Source organism: Alcaligenes sp. LTN-3, from assembly GCF_059735605.1.
The window spans coordinates 1,312,809-1,333,945 of sequence record NZ_JCAPDN010000001.1; the positions used below are offsets into that span (position 1 = coordinate 1,312,809).

Consider the following 21,137-nt stretch of genomic DNA (forward strand, 5'->3'; position numbering starts at 1 on the left):
GCAAGACGGGCCACACTGAAAGTCCCTTTATCCTACTTCAGCCCCGCCCTCTTATGCCTAAAACTATTTTGCAAGGATCCTGGTCTCATCGTTGCCGAAGCGCCCTCACCCTCTGGGCCACCACCATAGACGTACTGGCCCGACGTATCATCGCCAAGCCGCTGGTGTCCGGCTGGTCTGTGCCTTTTGAAATCGCCACCCTGTTCTATCGCAAGCAGTTCAACCACGCCTTCCGCTTGCCAACCCTAGCTGAAGGCCGCGCCTATTTCGACAGCCTGTACACGATTGCCGAACCAGACTTGCCCGTCCAGATGCAGGCCAGCACGTCCCCAGAACCACGGGGAGACTGGTTCATTCCAGATCGCCCGAACAGCAGCAAAACCATCTTGTACTTTCATGGCGGCGGCTATGCGTTCTACCCAATCGTGTCGCGCCACTTCACTCGTCTGCTGGCCCACAAGCTGCAAATACCCATCTTCGCCGTGGACTATCGCCTGACCCCGGAACATCCTCACCCAGCCCAACAGGAAGATGCGCTAGAGGCCTACCGCTATCTGCTCAAACGTGGCATCCCCGCGCAGGATATTGTCCTGGCAGGCGACTCGGCAGGCGGACACCTGGTGCTGATGACCCTAGTCAGCCTGCGCCAGGCCGGACTGCCCCAACCTTCTCTGGCCTTGGCACTAAGCCCCTGGACGGATATAGGACGACGCGGCGCCAGCCAGTTTGGCTATGATCGCTACGATATGGTGCAGGGCTATCAAACACTGCAATACGGTCAATGGCTGAAGGGCAACGGCCTCTGGAGTGACGATCAACTCTCTCCCATTGCCCAGGATCTTCGCCATCTAGCCCCCATCTACATTCAGGCAGGCGGCAAGGAGATTCTGGTGGACATGATTCGCGATTTTGCCCAAGAGGCGCATAAGCAAGGAGCCGGCATTCGGCTGGATGTCTGGCCGGACATGACGCACGAGTTCCATGCCTATGGCCGCACACTGCCGCAAAGCGAGCAGGCGATTGCCGCGCTACGGACAGCGATTCAATGGACTAAAGGGGGCGTGTTTGAGCCGGCAGAAGAAACCGAATTGAATGGACTGGACTCTGCCTTTGGCAAAGCCCAGCGTAAAGACATCAAAGCTGTGTAATGGCCTGCGTAATCATATAGATCGCCAGCACAGTCAGCATGCTGGCAAAAATACGCTTAAGCGTCACCTGGTCAATTTTGTGGGCCAGGCTGGCGCCCAAGGGCGCGGTACAAATACTGGTGGCCGAAACAATCAACAAGGCAGGCCAGTAGATAAAGCCAATCATGCCAGGATGGCTGCCGAAGGTGGCCTGTCCGGACCAGATATAGCCCACGCTATTGGCCAGGGCGATGAAAAAGCCCAAGGCAGCCGAAGTAGCGACGGCCTGCCGCACGGGCACATTACCGCGCAACATGAAGGGCACGGACAAGAAGGCCCCGCCCGCACCCAACAGACCGGAGACGAAACCGATCAAGGCACCCATGGCAGCGATCCAAAATGGGGCAGGCAAGGAGCGGCCTTGCACCGGGGCCGACTTGCGCGCCATTTTAGAGGCCGAATACAAGACGAACACACCAAACACAATCGCCAGCGCCGTGCTGTTGATCATGGCAAAAATCGCGCCGCCCGACAGCAGCCCGCCCACGATCAAACCGGGCACCATCACCTTGACCACGTCCCAACGGATGGCGCCATGTTTATGATGCGCCCGTACGCTGGACAAGGAAGTGAACAGAATCGTGGCCATGGCCGTGGCAATGGACGCATGCACGGCCAGCTCTTGCGGCACACCAAACAGCGGCAGCAGGAAGGTCAGGAATGGCACCAGAATCATGCCCCCGCCAATCCCCAACAGACCCGCGGCCAACCCTATACCGGCACCCAGCACCAGCAAACTGATGACAAGAATGGGATCCATGCCCGCCTCTTATTGAATAATGCCGCCGCCCAGGCAGCGGTCACCGTCGTACAAGACCACGGACTGACCGGGGGTTACAGCCCACTGAGGCTGATCAAAATGCAGAGACAGGCTGTCACCTTCAGCTGCCAGCACCGTGCAGGCGGCATCAGCCTGGCGATAGCGGGTCTTGGCATGAATCGGGCCCAACGCCGGCGGATGGCCTGCTACCCAGCTAGTCTGCTCAGCCTTCAATTCGGACTGCAACAGCCAGGGATGATCGTGCCCTTGCACAACATACAAAGTGTTTGTAGCCAAGTCTTTACGGGCGGCATACCAGGCGTCGGCGGTACCGTCTTCGCGCTGCTTGCCCTTGACGCCACCAATGCCCAAACCCTTGCGCTGACCATAGGTGTGGAAAGCCAGGCCCACGTGCTGACCCAGCACCTGCCCTTCCGGTGTCTTGATCGGACCGGGTTGAGTAGGCAGATAGCGATTCAAAAATTCGCGGAAAGGACGCTCGCCAATAAAGCAAATGCCGGTTGAGTCTTTTTTAGCCGCATTGGGCAGCTTCAGTTCTTCGGCAATACGGCGCACTTCCTGCTTGTTGATCTCACCCAAAGGAAACAAGGTGCGCGACAACTGGGCCTGATTCAGGCGGTGCAAAAAATAGCTTTGATCCTTGGAGGCATCCAGACCTTTGAGCAACTGGTAGTCTGTACCGCCCCCGGTCATGGGCACACCACGCACACGAGCGTAATGGCCGGTCGCAATCCAATCAGCGCCCAAGGTCATGGCGTGGTCCAGAAAGGCCTTGAATTTAATTTCCGCATTACACAGAACATCGGGATTCGGAGTACGGCCCGCCGAGTATTCCCGCAAGAACTCCGCAAACACGCGGTCTTTATATTCTGCTGCGAAGTTGACCGCCTCAATCTCGACCCCGACCAGATCGGCCACGCTGGCCGCATCCAGCCAATCCTGGCGCGAGGAGCAGAATTCGGAATCGTCGTCGTCTTCCCAGTTCTTCATGAACAGGCCCACGACTTCATAGCCTTGCTCTTTAAGCAACCAGGCCGAGACAGAGGAGTCCACGCCGCCGGACATTCCGATAACGACGCGACCTTTTTTGGTGGAAGTAGTCATTGCAGTGATGATGAGAGGTGTCGCAGCAGGCAGACCGATGGTCCGGCGCACACCTGACTAACTAAAAAAGGCATTGTACGCCTGCCCTGACGCATGTACAGGCCGACGCTGCCAGTGCCTGGGGTTTCTGGAAACGGTACTGCCCAAGACACGAAAGCCCAGACACAAGGTCCGGGCTTTCAGGCCGACTCAAGTGTGACTCAAGCGCGATCAGCCCAGAGGACGCGCAGGCAACATCTTGCCAGGGTTCATGATGTTATGAGGATCCAGCGCATGCTTGATGCTGCTCATCACATCCAGGGCATCCTGACCGTGCTCGGCCAGCATGAACTCCATCTTGTGCAGACCTACGCCGTGCTCACCCGTGCAGGTGCCTTGCATGGCAATGGCACGCTCCACCAGACGATGGTTCAGGCGCTCGGACTCGTCCCACTCTTCCTGGCTGTCGGCATCGAGCAGCATCAGGACGTGGAAGTTGCCATCGCCCACGTGGCCCACGATGGTGTACGGGAACGGAGCCTGATCCATATCGGCCGCGGTTTCCGCCACACACTCTGCCAACGCGGAGATAGGCACACAAACGTCTGTGGTGCTGGAGCGGCAGCCAGGGCGCAGTTGCAAACCGGCAAAGTAGGCATTGTGTCGAGCCGTCCACAAACGCGAACGGTCCTCGGCCTTATCGGCCCATTCAAAGTCCATCCCGCCGTTCTCGCGGGTAATTTCCTGAACCACCTGAGCCTGCTCCTGCACACCGCTGGGGCTGCCGTGAAATTCAAACAGCAGCAGGGGCGACTCTTTCAGCGTCAGCTTGCTGTAGGCATTGGTGGCTCGCACTGCTGCGGCATCCATGAACTCGACACGCGCAATTGGGATACCCATTTGAATGACCTCGATCACGCTTTGCACGGCAGAGCGCAGATCGGGGAAATTACAGATGGCGGCGGAAATGGCTTCGGGCTGCGGGTACAGACGGACCGTCACTTCGGTAATGATGCCCAGCGTGCCTTCGCTACCAATGAACAAGCGAGTCAGGTCGTAACCGGCCGAGGATTTCTTGGCGCGATTAGCCGTATCGATAATGCGGCCGTCTGCCGTCACGACCTTCAGAGTCAGGACGTTTTCACGCATGGTGCCGTAGCGTACGGCATTGGTACCTGAAGCGCGGGTTGCAGCCATCCCACCCAGGCTGGCATCCGCACCGGGATCGATGGGGAAGAACAAACCTGTGTCACGGATATGCTCATTCAGGGCCATGCGTGTCACGCCAGCCTGCACTGTCGCGGTGAAGTCCTCGGCATTGATCGCCACGATCTCGTCCATGCCGGACAAGTCCAGACTGACGCCACCTTGAATCGCCAGAAAATGCCCTTCCAGCGAGGAACCAGCCCCGTAAGGAATCAGGGGCACATGGTGCTCATGGCAATGCCGCGCCACCCAGGCGACTTCTTCTGTGCTGCGAGCAAAAACAACCACATCAGGCAGCATGGGTGGATACGGCGATTCATCCCGTCCATGGTGTTCACGCACAGCGTGAGAAAGCGAGCACCGCTCTTGGAACTGAGCCTGCAAGGCTTCTACAAAACCTTCAGGTAAAGGGCGCCGCGCTAGATCGGCATGACCGGGAGCATTCATGAGCATTCCAAAAAGGCAAAACCCTATTATGAGTGGCTAAGTGCCCCCTCTTCAAGAGCGACTCGCGCCTGGCGACGCTGACGCACCGCTTGGGCCAGTTTTTCCAGAACCACCACGGTGTCATCCCAATCAATGCAACCGTCGGTGATGCTTTGGCCGTAGGTCAAGGGCTTGCCTTCCACCACGTCCTGACGACCGCCTACCAGATGGCTTTCGATCATCACGCCGCAAATACGCATATCGCCGCCAGAAATCTGACCAGCCACATCGGCCAGCACTTCGGGCTGACGGCGGTAGTCTTTATTGCTGTTGGCGTGGCTGGCATCAACCATGACACGTGGCACCATACCGGCCTTGATCATGGCCTGGCTGGTTGCCTCGACGTTTTCAGCATCGTAGTTCGGCGTCTTGCCACCGCGCAGAATCACGTGGCAATCGTTATTGCCCACGGTGGACACAATGGCGGAGTGACCACCCTTGGTGACCGACAGGAAATGGTGCGGCTGCGAAGCGGCCTTGATCGCGTCCAGAGCAATACGAATATTGCCATCCGTGCCATTTTTGAAGCCCACGGGGCAGGACAATCCGGAGGACAGCTCGCGGTGAACCTGGCTTTCCGTCGTACGAGCACCAATGGCGCCCCAGGACACCAGATCGGCAATGTACTGAGGCGTAATCATGTCCAGGAACTCGCAGCCTGCAGGCAAATCCAGCTGGTTGACGGCCAGCAGCAATTCACGCGCCGTCCGCAAACCCTGATTGATGTTGAAACTGCCATCCATGAACGGGTCGTTGATCAGCCCTTTCCAGCCTACTGTGGTACGTGGCTTTTCGAAGTACACACGCATCACAATTTCCAGCTCGGGCGCAAAACGCTTGCGCTCCACCGTCAAACGGCGGGCGTAGTCCATTGCAGCTTCAGTATCGTGAATGGAACAAGGGCCCACCACGACCACCAGACGATCATCGCGTTCGTGAAGAATCTTGTGAATGCTGCGACGTGCCTTGTGAACCGTGGTCGAGACAGCAGAGGTACACGGGAACTCGCGCATCACATGGGATGGGGGAGACAGCTCCTTAATTTCACGAATCCGTAAATCATCAGTATTGTGCGACACGATTGAACTCCAGTTGGTTTGCCAGGTCCGGGGGCAAACGAAAAAAAAGCCGCCCGGACAATGCTGGCGGCTTATTTCAGGATTTGGGTCTTACTTGTGTTTGGTGCAACCCGTCCTTTCCTCCACCAGCGGCATCGGAAAAGCATAAAAATAAAAGAAGAAAACGGGGGTTGCGAAAGTCATGGGAAAAATCCTAACACAGTTCCGGACGTGCCGCCAACAAAACCGGCAAGATTCACCCACAAAAACGCAGAATAACAAAATATTTATACCAACAAGCCGCTAAAAAACACCATCAAACGAAATTATCATTTCGTTTAGCATTTTTTATTGGCCCTTTTGTTTCGTGTTATCGCAAAAAATCACGATAAATCTTTTAGATGGCTTGTTTGTCTTATTTTTACATCTGTATACAAAACTGATCGCTATCTGTCCTGCTCAGATGCGAAAGGGCCAAAACACAAGGTTCTGGCCCTTAGCTGCCTAATTTAGCAACACGCTATCCGTCCTTTTCCGCCATAACGCGCTTGCTGTCGCTCGCGGAAAAATTCGGCGTACTCCATCGGTTTCTGATCGGGGTGATTCACCCGCATATGATTCAGATAGGTTTCGTAATCAGGCACGCCCACCATCAGGCGCAAGGTTGTGGCCAGATAGCGCCCGGTACCCCGCCCTGCCTGGGCACTGCGCGAGATCGCTCCGGTCAATAAGCCTTTCATATCAAGCTCCTGCTGCCGCTTGAGCCGGCAATGGCTGGTAGGGGGTCTGGGCAGAATGCGGCTCTGTGCTGCGGCGCGCTTTCAACACGCAACGTATGCCAAAGAACACCATGCTCAAGACCACGAAAATGAACAGACCACACAAGGTGGAGTTCACGTAATCGTTGAAAATGACCTGCTGCATCTGCTCCAGTGATTTGGCCGGTGCCATAACGGTTTGTTCGGCCAGACCTTGCTGGTACACCTTGGCGTGGGCCAAAAAGCCGATCTTGGGATCGGGGTGGAACATTTTCTGAAAGCCAGCCACCAGTGTGCAAATCAGTAGCCAGAGAGTGGGAACCACGGTCACCCATGCGTAGCGGTCTTTCTTCACCTTAAAGAGCACCACCGTACCCAAGACCAGTGCCACTGCCGCCAGCATTTGGTTGGCAATACCGAACAAGGGCCACAAGGTATTGATGCCGCCTAACGGATCGACCACGCCCTGATACAGGAAGTAGCCCCACGCCGCCACGCACAAGGAAGTGGCAATCAAGTTGGCAACCAGAGACTCCGTACGCCGCAAGCCCGGAACAAAGGTGCCCATCAAATCTTGCAGCATAAAACGACCTGCACGCGTACCGGCGTCTACGGCCGTCAGAATGAACAAGGCTTCAAACAAAATGGCGAAGTGGTACCAGAAGCTCATCATCGCAGGCCCGCCGATGACGTTATGCAAGATGAAGGCCATACCTACGGCCAGAGTAGGAGCACCACCGGCACGAGAAATGATGCTGTTTTCACCCACGTCACTGGCCATTTGGGTCAGGTCAGCCGGTGTAATCAAAAAGCCCCAGCTGGACACCACTTGCGCGGCCTGTTCGGGCGTGGTGCCAATCAAGGCAGCCGGGCTATTCATGGCGTAGTAAATGCCAGGCTCGATAACGCAAGCGGCCACCAACGCCATGATGGCCACAAAGGACTCCATCAGCATGCCACCGTAACCGATGTAGCGCGCCTGGGTTTCGTTCTCGATCATCTTGGGCGTGGTGCCCGAGGAAATCAAGGCATGGAAACCGGACACGGCACCGCAAGCAATGGTAATGAACAAGAAGGGGAACAAGCTGCCGGACCAGACTGGACCGGTGCCATCAATAAACTGGGTGGTGGCGGGCATTTTCAGCTCGGGTGCAACGATCACAATCCCAATGGCCAGCCCCACAATGGTGCCAATTTTCAGGAAAGTGGACAGATAGTCACGCGGCGCCAGCAACAGCCACACGGGCAGCACGGCAGCGATAAAGCCGTAGATAATCAACGCCCAGGTCAGCTCTTCGCCATTCAGGGTAAAGAATGGCCCCCAAGTTGGATGTGCAGCTACGTCCTGACCATACACAATGGTGGCCAGCAGGAAGATCAGCCCAATCACCGAGACCTCGCCAATGCGGCCTGGCCTTAGGAAACGCAGATAAATCCCCATGAAGATAGCCAGCGGAATCGTTGCTGCCACCGTGAAGGTGCCCCACGGCGAGTTGATCAAGGCCTTGACCACAATCAGCGCCAGCACCGCCAGGATGATGACCATAATCAGAAAAGCGCCAAACAGCGCGATCACACCCGGCACCGTGCCCAGTTCGGACTTGATCAAATCCCCCAGCGAGCGCCCGTCACGGCGCATGGAGATGAACAGAACCGTGAAGTCCTGCACCGCCCCCGCAAACACCACGCCGGCCAGAATCCAGAGCATGCCGGGCAAATACCCCATTTGCGCTGCCAGCACCGGCCCCACCAATGGACCAGCACCTGCAATTGCAGCAAAATGGTGCCCAAAGAGCACATGTTTATTGGTCGGTACGTAGTCCAGACCATCGTTATGACGCCAGGCTGGCGTCATGCGGGTAGCGTCCAGCTCAAAGACCTTACGAGCAATGAAACGACTGTAGTAACGATAGGCAATTAAATAGACGCAGACTGCCGCGACGACGATCCATAGAGCATTGATGCTCTCCCCCCGGCTCAGTGCTACCGTCCCCAGGGAAAAGGCCCCCAGCATCGCAACCAGCACCCAAATCAGATGCTGTTTCATAAAACCGCCCTCTTCTGTGCGCATACAAGCTCCACGATTTGCATTAAGTAAGTCTGTCACCCACTTTTTCTTCTGGCTGCACTTCTGATCTGAAGAAGTTGCCAGCTGCCGGTACAAGAGACGCTACACCGCGCGGGCTTAGCGTTCTTGCTGGGTCAGCACAGTTGCTTGATACCGTGCATTTCCCGCACCAGCAGTGTTGAAAGCGCGCCAAAGCGCACTTTCCAAAAAGGTGTCGGCGCGCCCGAAGGCGCGCCGAACTTATTCATGAATTAATCTGAGGTAGGCACAAGTCAGGCGCTTTTGAGAGGGCAAGCGCTCTTGAATCCTTGGGAGCATAGTGAAAACGCGCACTCAAGACACCGCGCATTTTCCCTAAGATCAACTACTTTGCTTATATAGAAATTCTAATCAGTTCTTTTGATCGATAGTTTCTATCCATTTAATTTGAGTACGAATGATTTTATGCGCTATGATTTCCCTGCAAATCTTTCGTAAAACAAATCATTTATAACGAAATGGTATAGGCGAAAAAAGGACTCATGATGAAACTACAATCCAAGCCCCTCTGCGCGCTGGCCTTTGCCCTGATGGGCACCATGGCCGCCGCTTCCAGCGCCCAAGCTGTCACGCTGGAACAAGTCAAAGAGCGCGGCGTGATTCGCGTCGCCGTTGCTAATGAAATTCCGTACGGATATATGGACATGTCCGGCAAAGCCCAAGGTGCCGGCCCTGAAGTGGCCCAGGCCATCATGGAGCGCCTGGGTGTCAAAGAAATCAAATGGGAAACCGCCAATTTCGGCTCCCTGATTCCCGGCCTGCAAGCCAAACGCTTTGATATGGTGGCTGCTGAAATGGCCATCCTGCCGCAACGCTGCAATACCGTGCTGTTCTCCGAGCCCAACAGCTCTTACGGCGAAGGCCTGCTGGTGGCCAAGGGCAATCCCAAGAACATCCACTCTTACGAAGACTTCGCCAAGACCGATCACAAGATTGCCATCATGGCGGGAGCCGATCAGCTAGAGATGATGCAGGCCCTGGGTGTACCTGACGCGCGCATGGTCACCATTTCCAACAACGCCGATGCCATCTCGACCGTAGCCACAGGTCGTGCCGATGCCTATGCGGCTACCGGCCAGACTGCCAGCGACCTGGCCTCCAAAGGAGATGGCAAGGTGGAACTGGCTGCCGAATTCAAGGATCCCATCATCAATGGCAAGCCGGTCCGTAGCTGGGGCGGTTTTACCTTTGCCAAGGAGTCCGAGGACCTGCGTGATGCCGTCAACAAGGAACTGGCTGAGTTCAAAAAAACCGATGAATGGAAAGCCATCCTGAGCAAGCATGGCTTTACCGAAGAAGACGTCAAGCATTCGTTTGAGAAATCCACGGAACAGCTGTGTAAAGCCTGATCCTTCACCTGCGGGTAAGGCGGCCGCACGGGCCTGCGCGGCTCCTTGCAAGGGCCAACAGAGCATTCAACGTGCGCCGCCTGCCCTTGTCTGGAACCTGATATGGATTGGTTAAGTTACAGCTTGCCCCTGATGGAAGGGGCCTGGGTCACCATACAACTCACCCTGTATTCAACCGTGGTGGGAGCTATCGCCGCCTTTGCTCTGGGCATAGGCCGGCTGTCCCACTCGGTCGCCCTGCGCTCTTTGTCCATCACGATTATTGAAGTTTTTCGCGGCACCTCTTTATTGGTACAACTGTTCTGGCTGTACTTTGCCCTGCCGATTCTGGGCGAGTCCATGGGTCTGGACTGGCGTCTGGACCCGGTCGTGGCTGGCACCCTGGCCTTGGGCCTGAACATTGGCGCCTATGGTGCCGAAGTGGTACGTGGGGCTATTCAGGCCGTGCCACACTCCCAACTGGAAGCCGCCAAGGCCCTGGACTTTACGGAGCGCCAAACCCTGTGGCGCATCAGCCTGCCCCAGGCCATCCCCGAGATGATGCCCAGCTTCGGGAATCTGGCCGTGCAGAATCTGAAAGATACGGCCCTGGTCTCTTTGATCAGCTTGGGGGACTTGAGCTTTAGAGCTGAACAAATACGCAACTTCACCCAGGACAGCACCACCATCTACACCTTGCTCTTGCTGATGTACTTTGGCATGGCACTGGTACTGACCGTCCTGATGAAATTGCTGGAACGCGCAACCGGCCGCTGGCGCGCGCAAAGGAGCTGAACATGCTGTTTGGTATTGAATGGGACACCAGCAGCAACGGAGCATTTGCGCTGTCTATCCTGCCTATCTTACTCAAAGGCTTATGGGTCACCATCCAGGCCGCTGTCCTGGGCTTCGGTGTGGCCGCGGTGTTAGGACTGATTCTGGCCGGCCTGAAAAGCGTACGTTTGCGCCTGATTTCCTGGCCCGCCTATGTACTGACCGAATTCCTGCGCGACACGCCTTTGCTGGTGCAACTGTTTTTCCTGTACTACGTGCTGCCGGACTACGGCATCGTGTTACCCGCCTTTCTGACCGGCGCGCTGGCGCTGGGGGTGCAATACAGCGCGTATCTGTCTGAAGTCTATCGAGCCGGTCTGGAGTCTGTTACTCACGGCCAGACTGAAGCCGCCCGCGCGCTGGATATTTCTCCGCTGCGCACCTTTATGGTCATCACCCTGCCCCAGGCTATCCCACGCATCATCCCGGCCATGGGTAATTACCTGGTGTCCATCATGAAGGACGTGCCCGTGCTCTCTGTCGTATCGGTGCTGGAAGTCCTTAACGTGGCCAAGATTATTGGTGACCGCACTTTTAACTACATCATTCCCCTGTCCATGGTGGGCGGCCTGTACCTGCTGCTGACCCTCCTGGCTTCGGCTGGGGTACGAGCGCTGGACCAGCGCTTGCCCAAGCAAGGAATTCCCCTGCGATGACTGACACTACAAACCCCATCATTCAATTTGACAATGTCACCAAGAAATTCGGTGATGTCACTGTCCTGGATGCCTTGAACTTCCAGGTAGAACCTGGTGAGAAAGTCACCATCATCGGCCCTTCCGGTTCTGGTAAATCCACGGTACTGCGTATCCTGATGACGCTGGAAACCATCGACGAAGGCGTCATCACGGTAGCAGGCAAACCTCTCTGGCATGAACGAGTTGATGACAAGTTGGTGCCCGCCAGCCAAAACCATTTGCGCGAAATGCGCAAGGAAATGGGCATGGTGTTCCAGCAGTTCAACCTGTTCCCGCACATGACGGTGATGCGCAACGTCACCGAAGCGCCCACCCATGTGCTGGGCCTGTCCAAAGAACAGGCGCGCGAGCGGGCCACCAAATATCTGGATCTGGTGGGCCTGATCGACCATGCGGACAAATTCCCCAGCCAGCTCTCTGGCGGGCAGCAACAGCGCGTCGGCATTGCTCGAGCCCTGGCCATGGAACCGAACATTCTGCTATTTGACGAGCCAACCTCGGCTCTAGACCCGGAACTGGTGGGCGAAGTGCTGGGCGTGATCCAAAAGCTGAGTCAGGAACAGGATCTGACAATTTTGCTGGTGACCCACGAAATGCAATTTGCCAAGGAAGTCTCAGACCGCGTCTGCTTCTTTGATAAAGGCGTGATCGTGGAATCCGGCCCGCCCGAACAAGTATTCTGCAACCCGCAGGAAGCACGAACGCAGGCGTTCTTGAGCAACTTTATTCAGGCGGCGTGATTCTTTTTGTTCACAGGACAGATCAGAGGGAGCGTATAGACCAGCGACACCTTAGGCCAGGGTGGCGCTACCTTACGCAGCATGCCACCCTGCTGCACAAAATGAATCAGTACAGCTTTTTCTGAGGGGGACCTGAAAAACGTAGTGGTCCGATGCTAGCCATATCCACTTCGACCACCGAGGGGCCTTGATGCTCAATGGCCTGCTTCACCACTGTTTTGAATTCGTCCAATGACGCCACCAGATACGCCTGGCACCCCATCGCCCGACCCACATCACGATAGCTAGGTGTGTGCAGTTGATTGTAATATTGCCGATCTTCAAAGTAGCGTTTCTGTATGCCACGCATCACGCCATAGCCACCGTCATTCATCACCAGCAAGACCAGGTTGCTTTGCTCTTGCACCATCGTGGCCATTTCCCCGATACCCAGCATCAAGCCGCCGTCACCCACCAAGGCCACCACCTTCTTGTCCAGGTTCGCTTTGGCCGTACCGATCGCGTGTGCCAGCCCCAAGCCGATCGCTCCTGCCAAGGAGTGGATGTTTTGCAAGGGGGCTTGGACAGGGAACAGGCGACTGCCCCAGGTACTGCCGGACATGGTGATATCGCGCACCAAGATCGCATCTTCAGGCATGGCAGCACGCAGGGCAAAGCATAGCTCGGCATACGGCCCCAACTGTTCGGTCAACTGGGAGATGGCGGCCTCACGGGCCTGGGTAATCGCGGCATCATAGGCCGCATCGACAAAGCTGCAGCCCTGCAGATCTTGCACCAAGGCTGTCAGGGCTTCGTTGGCCTCTGCGCAGACGAACTGGCTGATGGCGTAGTTTCGCTGTTGTGCAGCCGGGTTCGCATCAATTTGCAAGGTGTTGGCAGGAAACTGGATGGAATAGGTTTTGGTTTCATTGCTGCGTAAACGCGACCCGACCACCAGGACCAGATCCGCATCGGCCAACAGCGTTTCTACTTCGGCAGCATTGTGAAATGCACCCAAACTGCGAGGGTGACTATCTGCCAGGACGCCACGTGCATGTGTAGACGACATCACCGGAATCCCCATATCCGCCAACTGACGTACGGCTTCACCCGCTTTTAAGGCTCCGCCCCCTATCCAGAGCATGGGACGTTTTGCGGCTTTAACGGCTGCGGCCAATCGGGCTCTGTCGCGCTCTTGCAAAGCAGGCAATTGCAAGGGGGCTGCCGGTTCCAGAGAGACAGGCCAGGCAATGTGTGCAGCCTGCACATCAATAGGAATCTCGACACTTACCGGCCCCATGGGAACGGTAGTCGCAACGCGTATGGCCTCTTGAATCATGCCCACTGCGTTTTCAGGGCGGGTGATGCGATATGCTGCTTTACTGGACGCACGCAAGAACCCGAGCTGATCTTTGGCTTCATGAATAAAACTGGCATCTCTGTCCAGATACTCGCGTTCAACTTGGCCCGTCAAATGCAGCACAGGGCTGGCAGCATTGCAGGCCTCAATCAGCGAGCCCACGGCATTGCCGGCTCCTGCACCGGTACTGGTCAAGGCCACGCCCAAACCGGTGAAACGTGATTCTGCGTCGGCCATGGTGACGCTACCCGCCTCACCCCTGGCGCATACAAACTGCACCTGCTTGCGGCGGCCCAGCGCATCGGCAATGGGCAAATTGTGAATGGAAATCACGCCATACACATTGCGTACCTGGTGGCTCTCCAGCACACGGGCAATGGCCTCACCCACGGAAATGGTTTCTGTCATGTTTGTGTCTCTCATCCTTCACACCACGGATCAGGCTGTGTATTCAGCCCCATATAAATACTTTTTTGCTGCATGTACGACAAAATACTCAGCCTGCCTTTCTCCCTGCCCACGCCGCTTTCTTTAAAACCGCCAAAGGGTGTGGAGATAGAGAATTTCTTGTAGGTATTAATCCAGACCGTGCCCACATCCAGTGCTCGGGCCAACTGCCAGGCCTTGCGGTAGTTTTCAGTCCAAAGGCCGGCGGCCAAGCCGTACACACTGTCATTGGCTTGCTGCAGCAAGTCGTGCTCGTCCTCAAACGGCAATACCACCAGCACGGGGCCAAAGATCTCTTCCTGGCACACGCTGGCCCGGTTACCAAGACCGGCAATAATGGTGGGGGCATAGTAATTGCCTTGCGCCAGATCACCCTCGCTCAGACGGTGCCCACCAACTACAATCTGCCCGCCCTCTTGTTCGGCGCGTCGCACGTAGGCATCAACCGAATTCAAGTGTTTCTCGTCTATCAGTGGGCCAACTTGAGTCGCGGCGTGCTCGGGATGCCCCACACGCAGCGCTTGTGTTTTAGCGACCAAACGCTGCATAAAGGCCTCATACACGTTTGCGTGTACAAACAAGCGCGCACCCGCGATGCAAGCCTGCCCCGAGGAACTGAAAATACCGTAGATCACCCCATTTACGGCCAGATCCAGATCGGCATCGTCCAACACCACCGTCGGCGACTTGCCTCCCAGCTCCAGGGAGGTACCAATCAGGCGCTCTGCTGCAATATGAGCCAGCTGACGTCCTGCGCTCGTCCCGCCTGTGAAGGAAATTTTCTTCACCAGTGGATGCTGCACAATGGCATTGCCCACGACTGAACCTTTACCCGGTAACACGCTTAGCAAGCCGGGAGGCAGCCCCGCTTGCTCAAACAGGCGCGCCAGTTCCAAGGCGATCAAGGATGTCGCTTCGGCCGGTTTCAAGATCACGGCATTACCCGCTGCCAATGCGGGTGCCAGTTTTTGCACTTCAGAGGCAATGGGCGAGTTCCAGGGTGTGATGGCGGCCACCACCCCCAAGGGCTCATGCACACTCATGGTCAACCACTCTCTGGAACGGGCATTGGTCAGCTCTGTATCCAGGGTTTCCAGACACGCGGCGGTATAACGGGCCGTGGCGGCTGCACTCATCACCAAACCACGCGTTTCTGCCAGCGGCTTGCCGTTGTCTCTTGTTTGCAAAGCTGCCAGCTCGGCCACATTTTGCTCGATCAGATCGGCCACTTTATAGAGCACCCGAGCCCGCTCCACGGGCAAGCTATTGCGCCAGGAGGGCTCTTGCCAGGCCTGGTGCGCGGCTTGAACGGCCTCTTGCACATCTTCCAGGCTGGCGGTAGAAAACTCGGCATTCACGCTGCCGTCTGCTGGAAAAATGCTGCGCGCAACCGCCCCCCGGCCTTGCCGCCAATGGCCGGCCAAAAATAATGCTTTCATGTTTTTCTCCGCCTAGATGACCAGGGCGTCACCCAGTTGATAGCAAGCGCGCACCACACTCAGTGCTGCCAAGGTGGACGTCTTAGGATTGCTGGCTAAAGCGACGCCCTGCATTTCTATTTGCATCTCACCAAACGTTCCTTCGACACGGATACGATGCTGGTTTCGTGTCATGGCAGGATCAGCAATCAGCTCAACCTGAGTTGCGTCCATGCCCACCCCTGCCAGGGCGATGGTCGCTGCCACGTTTGCATTGGCCGGAAACTTCTGTGCCGCCTCACGAGCCGAACCTCGGAAAAATACGGTCGCTTCGGTTAGCGCATCCAAATCGACCAATTGCTCGGCATAGCTGCCTTTCCAACTGGCTGGTTTTTTACGCCCTTGATACACCACACTATCCAAACCCATTGTGCGTGCAGCGGCAATACCATCAACGCCCGCAATAGCGCCTGGCAAAATCTGTAGCTGTGCGCCCTGTGCAACCGCAAACTCACGTATCTCCTGCTCAAACACACTGTCGGCAAACGCCCCCACCGAAATCACAGCCAAAGGCAATTGGCGCTGCAATACTGCTTTGGCATGGGCTTTCAAACCAGCTTGCCCGGCCATCTCCAACACCAGATCTGGCGTTCCCACCATGTCATCCACATGGCTGATCACTTGCACAGCAGGCCCCAGCTCTTGCTGCATGGCGGCCACACCCGCTTCAGTGACAATCACCCATGCCAGTTCAATGGATTCAGGCAACAGGGCATGCACCGTTTTTGCCATGGCCCCATAGCCAATAAATGCTACTTTTTTCATCGTTCTGCCCTAAATTTCCTGACTAAACCCGCCAGACACGTCAATGACTGATCCCGTTGTATAGGAAGACAACGGCGACGCTAAAAACACCAAAGCCCGAGCCGCTTCCACAGGCTTGCCCAGACGTCCCATCGGTATGCCACGCTTGCGGGCAATGCCCGCGAGCCAATCCTCCCAGCTTTGATCAGGATCTGATCTATCCAGGTAGCGACGTTGCCACTGCCCGGACTCCACCATGCCAATCAAAATGGAGTTCACTCGAATGCCTGCAGCCACAAACTCTTTGGATAAACCTTTGCTCAAATTCAACAAACCCGCTCTGGCGGCTGAAGTTGCCATCATGTGCGGCTCAGGTTTGTAAGCCAGCAAGGAGTTCACATTGGCGATGGACGCAATGCTTGACTGGCGCAGATACGGCAAGGCGGCCCGCACGGGATTTAACACACTGAAGTACTTCAGCTGCACTTCCCGTATCCACTCTTCATCCGAGGTGTCTTCAAAGCTGGCAACTTTTCCCTGGCCCGCATTGTTGATCAGCATGTCCACACCGCCGAAACGCTGCGCTACCTGCTCAATAAATTGTTTGACGGCATCCGCATTCAACACGTCGCAACACTGTATATACAGACGATCCGGCTCGAAGCAGGCCGCCATCGCTTTCCAGGAATTCTCCAGGCGCACGGAGTCCCTGCCGCACCAAGCAACGTGTGCACCTTGCTCCAGCAATAGCCTTACGGTTTCCAGACCTATGCCTGAAGAGCCTCCCGTCACGACGGCCACTTTGCCGCTAACTTGAAAACTCATATGCTGCTCTCCTTCTTATCCTGCTCGGCATGGCCAAAGACCAGGCGATCAAATAGCGCAGGTTGATCCACGTACAGCAAATGGCCAGCTTGCGGCACTGCCTGTAATTTCAGCCGTCGGTAACTGTGCTGTAAGGCCTGCATCCCGGCAGGTGGAGTAATGCCATCCTCTGTGCCGTACAAAACCTCTATGTCACCTTGAATACTCGGCAGGTAATCATCAATGCTGTCGTACGCCAAGAGATAGGAAGACGCTTGGAATCCCTCCAGACGCAGTCGTTTCATTGCCTGCGTCACCATCAGCATGTTTTCGGGTGTCACTTGCCCCAACAGAAACGGCCCACGCTCTTGCGCCATGGCTTCCGGGCCCAGCGCTTCGAGCAGTCGTGGACGTTTCTCGTACACCTGCCGTTGCTGCTCTGCCGAGGTTTTGCCATAGCCCTGTGCCACACTGGCCAACACCAAACGTGACACGTCACCCGGATACAGCGAGGCATAGGCAGTGGCCATCAATGCGCCCAAGGAATGCCCCACCAGCGTGAAGGCGGGCAAGCCCACCTCCTGCACCAAGGTTCTCAGTGCCTGAGCGTAATCAGCAGCGCTAGGGGTGGCTGAGGCCAAAGCGACACTGTCGCCATAGCCCGGCGCATCCCAGGCTATCAGCCGGTTTTTCCCCGCTTGGCTTGCAAACTGCTTGGCCCACAAACCCGCAGCCGAACTGATGCCGTGCAGCAAGACGTACACATCGCCTTGCTGCTCCCCGTTATCCCAATAAGACAGGCCAGAAGCCGTCTTACGCATCGCACCCTGTGTGCTCAGTGGCATGTTTTGCCTCCTACTTTCGTGCGATGGCTTATTTCTTGGCCGCTTTTGCCGACTCATGCCAAGGGATCACGACTTTACGCAGTGAACCAACGGTGAAATACAGCACGAAACCAATCATCGCCAAAAGGATTACAACGGCAAACAAGGTATCCACTTCCAGATCCTGCAGCTTGATGGTGGCCAAGTAGCCCAGACCACGCGAACCCGCCACAAACTCAGACACCACGGCACCAATAATGGCCAGCACAATTGCCATCTCCATACCCGTCAGGATGTAAGGCAAGGAGGCAGGGATCACCAGTAGTTTGAAACGCTGCCACGTGCTTGCCTTGCCTACCTGAAACACTTCAATCAGGCCGGTATCAACAGACTTGGCACCCAGGTAGCTATTGGAAAAAACCGGGAAAAATGCCAACAGCGCAGAGATAATGATCTTGGACTCAATTCCAAAACCAAACCACAAAATGAACAGGGGAATCAGCGCCACTTTAGGCGTCAGCTGCAAGGCGATCACAAAGGGTTTGAAGATCGTGTCCAGGATGGCGATCCGTCCCAGCAACTGCCCCAGCAAGGTTCCCACAATTACTGCGATACAAAAGCCTCCCAGGCACTCGGCCAAGGTGGTGTAGATGTGATAGTAGGTATCATCGCGCTGCATCAGCCGCACCAGGGCGTGCACCACATCTTCCGGTGGGGGCAAGACCAGGGGGGACACGTCAAAACCACTGACATAGGCTTTCCAGAGCAGGAAAAACACCAGCACGGAAATGATTTGAATAAGTAGACGATTCACTTACAACTCCAGATGCTGACGCAGTTCATCACATAGACGGGCAAACTCGGGATCACCCAAAAAGTTTGTGCGCGGACGCTCCAACGTAATAGGAATTTCGGCTACCACTCGTCCCGGGCGCGCCGACATCACAATGACCCGATCCGCCAAGTGCACCGCTTCACTGATAGAGTGCGTAATCAGGAAAGCACCAAATTTCTGATCCATCCAGATACGCTCTGCATCAGCGATGATTTTTTCCCGGGTCAAGGCATCCAATGCCCCAAACGGTTCATCCAGCAACAATAAATCGGGCTGGGAAAACAGGGCGCGCGCAAAAGACGCCCGTTGGCGCATCCCGCCAGACAACTCAGCCGGACCTTTGGTTTCAAAACCTTTCAAGCCCACCATGTCACACAGCAACAGCGCTCGCTTTTCATCCTCAGCGCTGTAACTGCCCGCTTGCATCAACTTGGGCAGCAGGATATTTTTCTGGATATTCATCCACGGCAAAAGTCGGTGCTCTTGAAATGCCACACCGATATCGGGCGTTTTCTTGTCGGCCGTAGCGGGCCAGTTCACCTGACCGGAGGTGGGCTGTTCCAAACCACATAACAAGCGCAGCAAGGTGGACTTGCCGCAGCCTGATGGACCAATTACTGCCACAAACTCACCGGCCATGATGTGCTGATTGATGTCTTGCAAAGCAATGGTCGTACCGGTAGAGGTCTTGAAATGCTTGGAGACACGGTCAAAACGAACGATGGGCGGTGCGTCAGTGGACGGTTTTTTTGCTAGCTCAGACAACGGTAGACTCCCAGATGGCATTGGTATAAAGCTGTCTGGAGGTTTCCTTCATCAGACCGGCACCCTGCAACAAGCGAGTCGCTTCATCCCACTGCTCGGGCACATTACGCAAGACATTTTCTTTACCGTGCGCCAACCACAACTCACGGTTGCCTTTCAGGTCGCCCAGCGCAATATCTTCTTTTTCAATACCTGGCACATCAAAACGACGCGCAATCGTGCGAATGACTTCCAGCAGTTGCGCATCGTCCATATCCGCCATCGCCAAGATCGCCGAGCGGGTGCCTTGCAAAAATGCAACGTGCTGCTCGCGATTGGTTTCCAGATCCTCTTGGCTGGCCACATAGACTTGGCCAGGCACACCGTCATTGACAGGCAGCGCCACCAAAGGCAGTTCTGCAGCGCGCAAGCGCGATACCGTGCTGGCATTGCCAAAAAATGCGGCAATACGGCCAGCTTCTACCATGGCAAACGACGCTGGGCCGTCTGCGATACGCTCACGACGCACCGATTTGGGGTCCACACCCGCTTTGGCCAGCATCAAATTCAAGGTGGCCTCCATAGAACCGCCAAATGACGCCACGCCAACCACTTTGCCGGCCAGCGCATTCACATCCCGGACAGGATGGCTTTCGGAGGAAATCACCACGAAAGGTGAAATCTGCGACACCGTGCCAAAGGCCAGAACGTCGGAGTTGTCTTGGGCGCGGGCGGCCAGATAATTGGCACCACCGGTACGGCCAGCTTCTACCTGCTTGGCCGCAACCAACTGGATAGCTTGACCGGCACCCCTGCCCACTTCCACTTTGACGTTTACGCCCAGTTTCTCGAACCCACCCGAGGCGCTGGCGTACAAGACAGGCGCAAAGGCCAAAGACAGGGTGAAAGGGGTCAGGTACGTGTAGGTCCCCCTTGCCTTGGCAAAGGCCACGCTGGCGCTCAGGGGCAAGCTCATTGCCCCCAAGGCGCCGGCGCTATAAACCAGAAATTTCCTGCGGTTCATATGGAATCGCTCCTTGATAGGATTTAGGTGGACTGCTTGTTTTGCGCAGCGGCCTTTGCCTGCATACGCAGCTTCTTGGCGACAGTCAGCGGATGGTCTTCGGGGTAGTCAGGCAAATCAGGCCGGTTCGCCCCCAGCATCACGCACATCAAGGACTCTTCTTGACCCTCATTGCGCAATCCACGGTACACACCCGGTGGCACCGAAATAACGTCACGCTCGTTCAAGACAACTTCGCAACGCTCTCCCTTATATTCCAGGAACAGACGGATACTGTCGCCGCGCAAAATGAAAAATGCTTCCTCAACGTCGTGGTGCACATGCAAGGGGCCTTCACAACCAGCAGGCAAGATCATGGTGGAAAACGTGAAATGCTCTGCCGGAATGACGTTGTCGTCATGGGTTACGCCCGCTGCCCCTGTGCCGATGTAGCGAGTTTGCGCTCGACGGTACGTCGGGTTCACCTCTGCTTGCCAACCTAGTGCATTCCAATCGTACTGACGGCTTTTGCGGCGAGCGATGCGTGATTCAATCCACTCTTGCAAACTCTTGTCCTGTGGACGCTTCCAGCTCGCAAACAGAGGAGATTCCTGATCGGGAACCGGCACAATTTGTTCTGTTGTCATATCACT

The 21,137-nt window shown here is 56.0% G+C and carries 20 protein-coding genes; 5 read left to right on the top strand and 15 right to left on the bottom strand.

The genetic code is table 11. The features are described from left to right. Positions 1-53 precede the first annotated feature (53 nt). Positions 54-1,148 carry an alpha/beta hydrolase gene (locus AC6I6N_RS06190; RefSeq protein ID WP_094197218.1) on the top strand — a complete coding sequence of 365 codons (1,095 nt, stop codon included), beginning with the start codon at positions 54-56 and terminating at the stop codon, positions 1,146-1,148. Here AC6I6N_RS06190 and AC6I6N_RS06195 read toward each other — a convergent pair. The 6 genes from AC6I6N_RS06195 to AC6I6N_RS06220 all read right to left on the bottom strand — a co-directional run bounded on the left by AC6I6N_RS06195 (position 1,135) and on the right by AC6I6N_RS06220 (position 8,630). Beyond that, positions 1,135-1,947 (bottom strand): sulfite exporter TauE/SafE family protein, encoded by an 813-nt coding sequence (locus AC6I6N_RS06195; protein ID WP_230017759.1) that lies wholly within the window; start codon positions 1,945-1,947, stop codon positions 1,135-1,137. The genes AC6I6N_RS06190 and AC6I6N_RS06195 overlap by 14 nt on opposite strands. Positions 1,948-1,956: 9 nt before the next feature. Beyond that, positions 1,957-3,072, bottom strand: coding sequence for a tRNA 2-thiouridine(34) synthase MnmA (mnmA, locus tag AC6I6N_RS06200; protein ID WP_125276578.1), 1,116 nt, complete (start codon positions 3,070-3,072; stop codon positions 1,957-1,959). A gap of 210 nt (positions 3,073-3,282) precedes the next feature. Then, positions 3,283-4,704 (bottom strand): FAD-binding oxidoreductase, encoded by a 1,422-nt coding sequence (locus AC6I6N_RS06205; RefSeq protein WP_497943320.1) that lies wholly within the window; start codon positions 4,702-4,704, stop codon positions 3,283-3,285. A gap of 26 nt (positions 4,705-4,730) precedes the next feature. Beyond that, positions 4,731-5,825 carry a 3-deoxy-7-phosphoheptulonate synthase AroG gene (aroG, locus tag AC6I6N_RS06210; protein ID WP_269467009.1) on the bottom strand — a complete coding sequence of 365 codons (1,095 nt, stop codon included), beginning with the start codon at positions 5,823-5,825 and terminating at the stop codon, positions 4,731-4,733. 485 nt (positions 5,826-6,310) lie between these two features. Further along, positions 6,311-6,541 (bottom strand): YbdD/YjiX family protein, encoded by a 231-nt coding sequence (locus AC6I6N_RS06215; protein WP_009456207.1) that lies wholly within the window; start codon positions 6,539-6,541, stop codon positions 6,311-6,313. 1 nt (position 6,542) lies between these two features. Further along, positions 6,543-8,630 (bottom strand): carbon starvation CstA family protein, encoded by a 2,088-nt coding sequence (locus AC6I6N_RS06220; protein WP_497943321.1) that lies wholly within the window; start codon positions 8,628-8,630, stop codon positions 6,543-6,545. A 518-nt stretch (positions 8,631-9,148) separates the two neighbouring features. Here AC6I6N_RS06220 and ehuB point away from each other — a divergent pair. From ehuB to ehuA, 4 genes are all read left to right on the top strand, one after another. After that, positions 9,149-10,015, top strand: coding sequence for an ectoine/hydroxyectoine ABC transporter substrate-binding protein EhuB (gene ehuB / locus AC6I6N_RS06225; RefSeq protein WP_108727711.1), 867 nt, complete (start codon positions 9,149-9,151; stop codon positions 10,013-10,015). 102 nt (positions 10,016-10,117) lie between these two features. After that, a complete protein-coding gene (gene ehuC / locus AC6I6N_RS06230; RefSeq protein WP_094197226.1) occupies positions 10,118-10,789 on the top strand; it encodes an ectoine/hydroxyectoine ABC transporter permease subunit EhuC in 672 nt (223 codons plus the stop codon). Positions 10,790-10,791: 2 nt separating this feature from the next. Then, positions 10,792-11,484: an ectoine/hydroxyectoine ABC transporter permease subunit EhuD gene (gene ehuD, locus AC6I6N_RS06235; RefSeq protein WP_083053302.1), complete on the top strand. Its 693-nt coding sequence runs from the start codon at positions 10,792-10,794 to the stop codon at positions 11,482-11,484. Beyond that, positions 11,481-12,266, top strand: coding sequence for an ectoine/hydroxyectoine ABC transporter ATP-binding protein EhuA (ehuA, locus tag AC6I6N_RS06240; protein ID WP_094197227.1), 786 nt, complete (start codon positions 11,481-11,483; stop codon positions 12,264-12,266). The genes ehuD and ehuA overlap by 4 nt, the downstream gene beginning before the upstream one ends. A gap of 106 nt (positions 12,267-12,372) precedes the next feature. Here ehuA and AC6I6N_RS06245 read toward each other — a convergent pair whose 3' ends face one another. The 9 genes from AC6I6N_RS06245 to AC6I6N_RS06285 are packed head-to-tail and all read right to left on the bottom strand — an operon-like array spanning position 12,373 to position 21,131. After that, positions 12,373-14,013: a thiamine pyrophosphate-binding protein gene (locus AC6I6N_RS06245; protein WP_321278704.1), complete on the bottom strand. Its 1,641-nt coding sequence runs from the start codon at positions 14,011-14,013 to the stop codon at positions 12,373-12,375. Positions 14,014-14,024: 11 nt separating this feature from the next. Further along, positions 14,025-15,491 carry an aldehyde dehydrogenase gene (locus AC6I6N_RS06250; RefSeq protein WP_406612048.1) on the bottom strand — a complete coding sequence of 489 codons (1,467 nt, stop codon included), beginning with the start codon at positions 15,489-15,491 and terminating at the stop codon, positions 14,025-14,027. Positions 15,492-15,503: 12 nt separating this feature from the next. After that, positions 15,504-16,295: an aspartate dehydrogenase gene (locus AC6I6N_RS06255; protein WP_042481928.1), complete on the bottom strand. Its 792-nt coding sequence runs from the start codon at positions 16,293-16,295 to the stop codon at positions 15,504-15,506. A 9-nt stretch (positions 16,296-16,304) separates the two neighbouring features. After that, entirely contained in the window at positions 16,305-17,099 is a 795-nt protein-coding gene (locus AC6I6N_RS06260; RefSeq protein WP_321278706.1) for an SDR family oxidoreductase, read from the bottom strand. Further along, positions 17,096-17,923, bottom strand: a complete 828-nt coding sequence (locus tag AC6I6N_RS06265) for an alpha/beta fold hydrolase (RefSeq protein WP_321278707.1) — start codon at positions 17,921-17,923, stop codon at positions 17,096-17,098. The genes AC6I6N_RS06260 and AC6I6N_RS06265 overlap by 4 nt, the downstream gene beginning before the upstream one ends. 28 nt (positions 17,924-17,951) lie before the next feature. Beyond that, a complete protein-coding gene (locus tag AC6I6N_RS06270; RefSeq protein WP_035272595.1) occupies positions 17,952-18,716 on the bottom strand; it encodes an ABC transporter permease in 765 nt (254 codons plus the stop codon). Next, entirely contained in the window at positions 18,717-19,502 is a 786-nt protein-coding gene (locus AC6I6N_RS06275) for an ABC transporter ATP-binding protein (protein ID WP_321278708.1), read from the bottom strand. Continuing rightward, positions 19,495-20,505: an ABC transporter substrate-binding protein gene (locus AC6I6N_RS06280; RefSeq protein ID WP_321278709.1), complete on the bottom strand. Its 1,011-nt coding sequence runs from the start codon at positions 20,503-20,505 to the stop codon at positions 19,495-19,497. The genes AC6I6N_RS06275 and AC6I6N_RS06280 overlap by 8 nt, the downstream gene beginning before the upstream one ends. Before the next feature lie 23 nt (positions 20,506-20,528). Further along, positions 20,529-21,131, bottom strand: a complete 603-nt coding sequence (locus tag AC6I6N_RS06285; RefSeq protein ID WP_497943393.1) for a cupin domain-containing protein — start codon at positions 21,129-21,131, stop codon at positions 20,529-20,531. Positions 21,132-21,137: the final 6 nt, after the last annotated feature.

Bases quoted from the DNA above. Each gene is read 5' to 3' on its own strand.
- mnmA (WP_125276578.1), bottom strand. From the start codon at position 3,072: ATGACTACTTCCACCAAAAAAGGTCGCGTCGTTATCGGAATGTCCGGC.
- AC6I6N_RS06250 (WP_406612048.1), bottom strand. From the start codon at position 15,491: ATGAAAGCATTATTTTTGGCCGGCCATTGGCGGCAAGGCCGGGGGGCG.
- AC6I6N_RS06265 (WP_321278707.1), bottom strand. From the start codon at position 17,923: ATGCCACTGAGCACACAGGGTGCGATGCGTAAGACGGCTTCTGGCCTG.
- AC6I6N_RS06220 (WP_497943321.1), bottom strand. From the start codon at position 8,630: ATGCGCACAGAAGAGGGCGGTTTTATGAAACAGCATCTGATTTGGGTG.
- AC6I6N_RS06190 (WP_094197218.1), top strand. From the start codon at position 54: ATGCCTAAAACTATTTTGCAAGGATCCTGGTCTCATCGTTGCCGAAGC.
- AC6I6N_RS06255 (WP_042481928.1), bottom strand. From the start codon at position 16,295: ATGAAAAAAGTAGCATTTATTGGCTATGGGGCCATGGCAAAAACGGTG.
- ehuC (WP_094197226.1), top strand. From the start codon at position 10,118: ATGGATTGGTTAAGTTACAGCTTGCCCCTGATGGAAGGGGCCTGGGTC.
- AC6I6N_RS06205 (WP_497943320.1), bottom strand. From the start codon at position 4,704: ATGAATGCTCCCGGTCATGCCGATCTAGCGCGGCGCCCTTTACCTGAA.
- AC6I6N_RS06215 (WP_009456207.1), bottom strand. From the start codon at position 6,541: ATGAAAGGCTTATTGACCGGAGCGATCTCGCGCAGTGCCCAGGCAGGG.
- ehuA (WP_094197227.1), top strand. From the start codon at position 11,481: ATGACTGACACTACAAACCCCATCATTCAATTTGACAATGTCACCAAG.
- AC6I6N_RS06285 (WP_497943393.1), bottom strand. From the start codon at position 21,131: ATGACAACAGAACAAATTGTGCCGGTTCCCGATCAGGAATCTCCTCTG.
- ehuB (WP_108727711.1), top strand. From the start codon at position 9,149: ATGATGAAACTACAATCCAAGCCCCTCTGCGCGCTGGCCTTTGCCCTG.
- AC6I6N_RS06195 (WP_230017759.1), bottom strand. From the start codon at position 1,947: ATGGATCCCATTCTTGTCATCAGTTTGCTGGTGCTGGGTGCCGGTATA.
- AC6I6N_RS06280 (WP_321278709.1), bottom strand. From the start codon at position 20,505: ATGAACCGCAGGAAATTTCTGGTTTATAGCGCCGGCGCCTTGGGGGCA.
- ehuD (WP_083053302.1), top strand. From the start codon at position 10,792: ATGCTGTTTGGTATTGAATGGGACACCAGCAGCAACGGAGCATTTGCG.
- AC6I6N_RS06245 (WP_321278704.1), bottom strand. From the start codon at position 14,013: ATGACAGAAACCATTTCCGTGGGTGAGGCCATTGCCCGTGTGCTGGAG.
- AC6I6N_RS06260 (WP_321278706.1), bottom strand. From the start codon at position 17,099: ATGAGTTTTCAAGTTAGCGGCAAAGTGGCCGTCGTGACGGGAGGCTCT.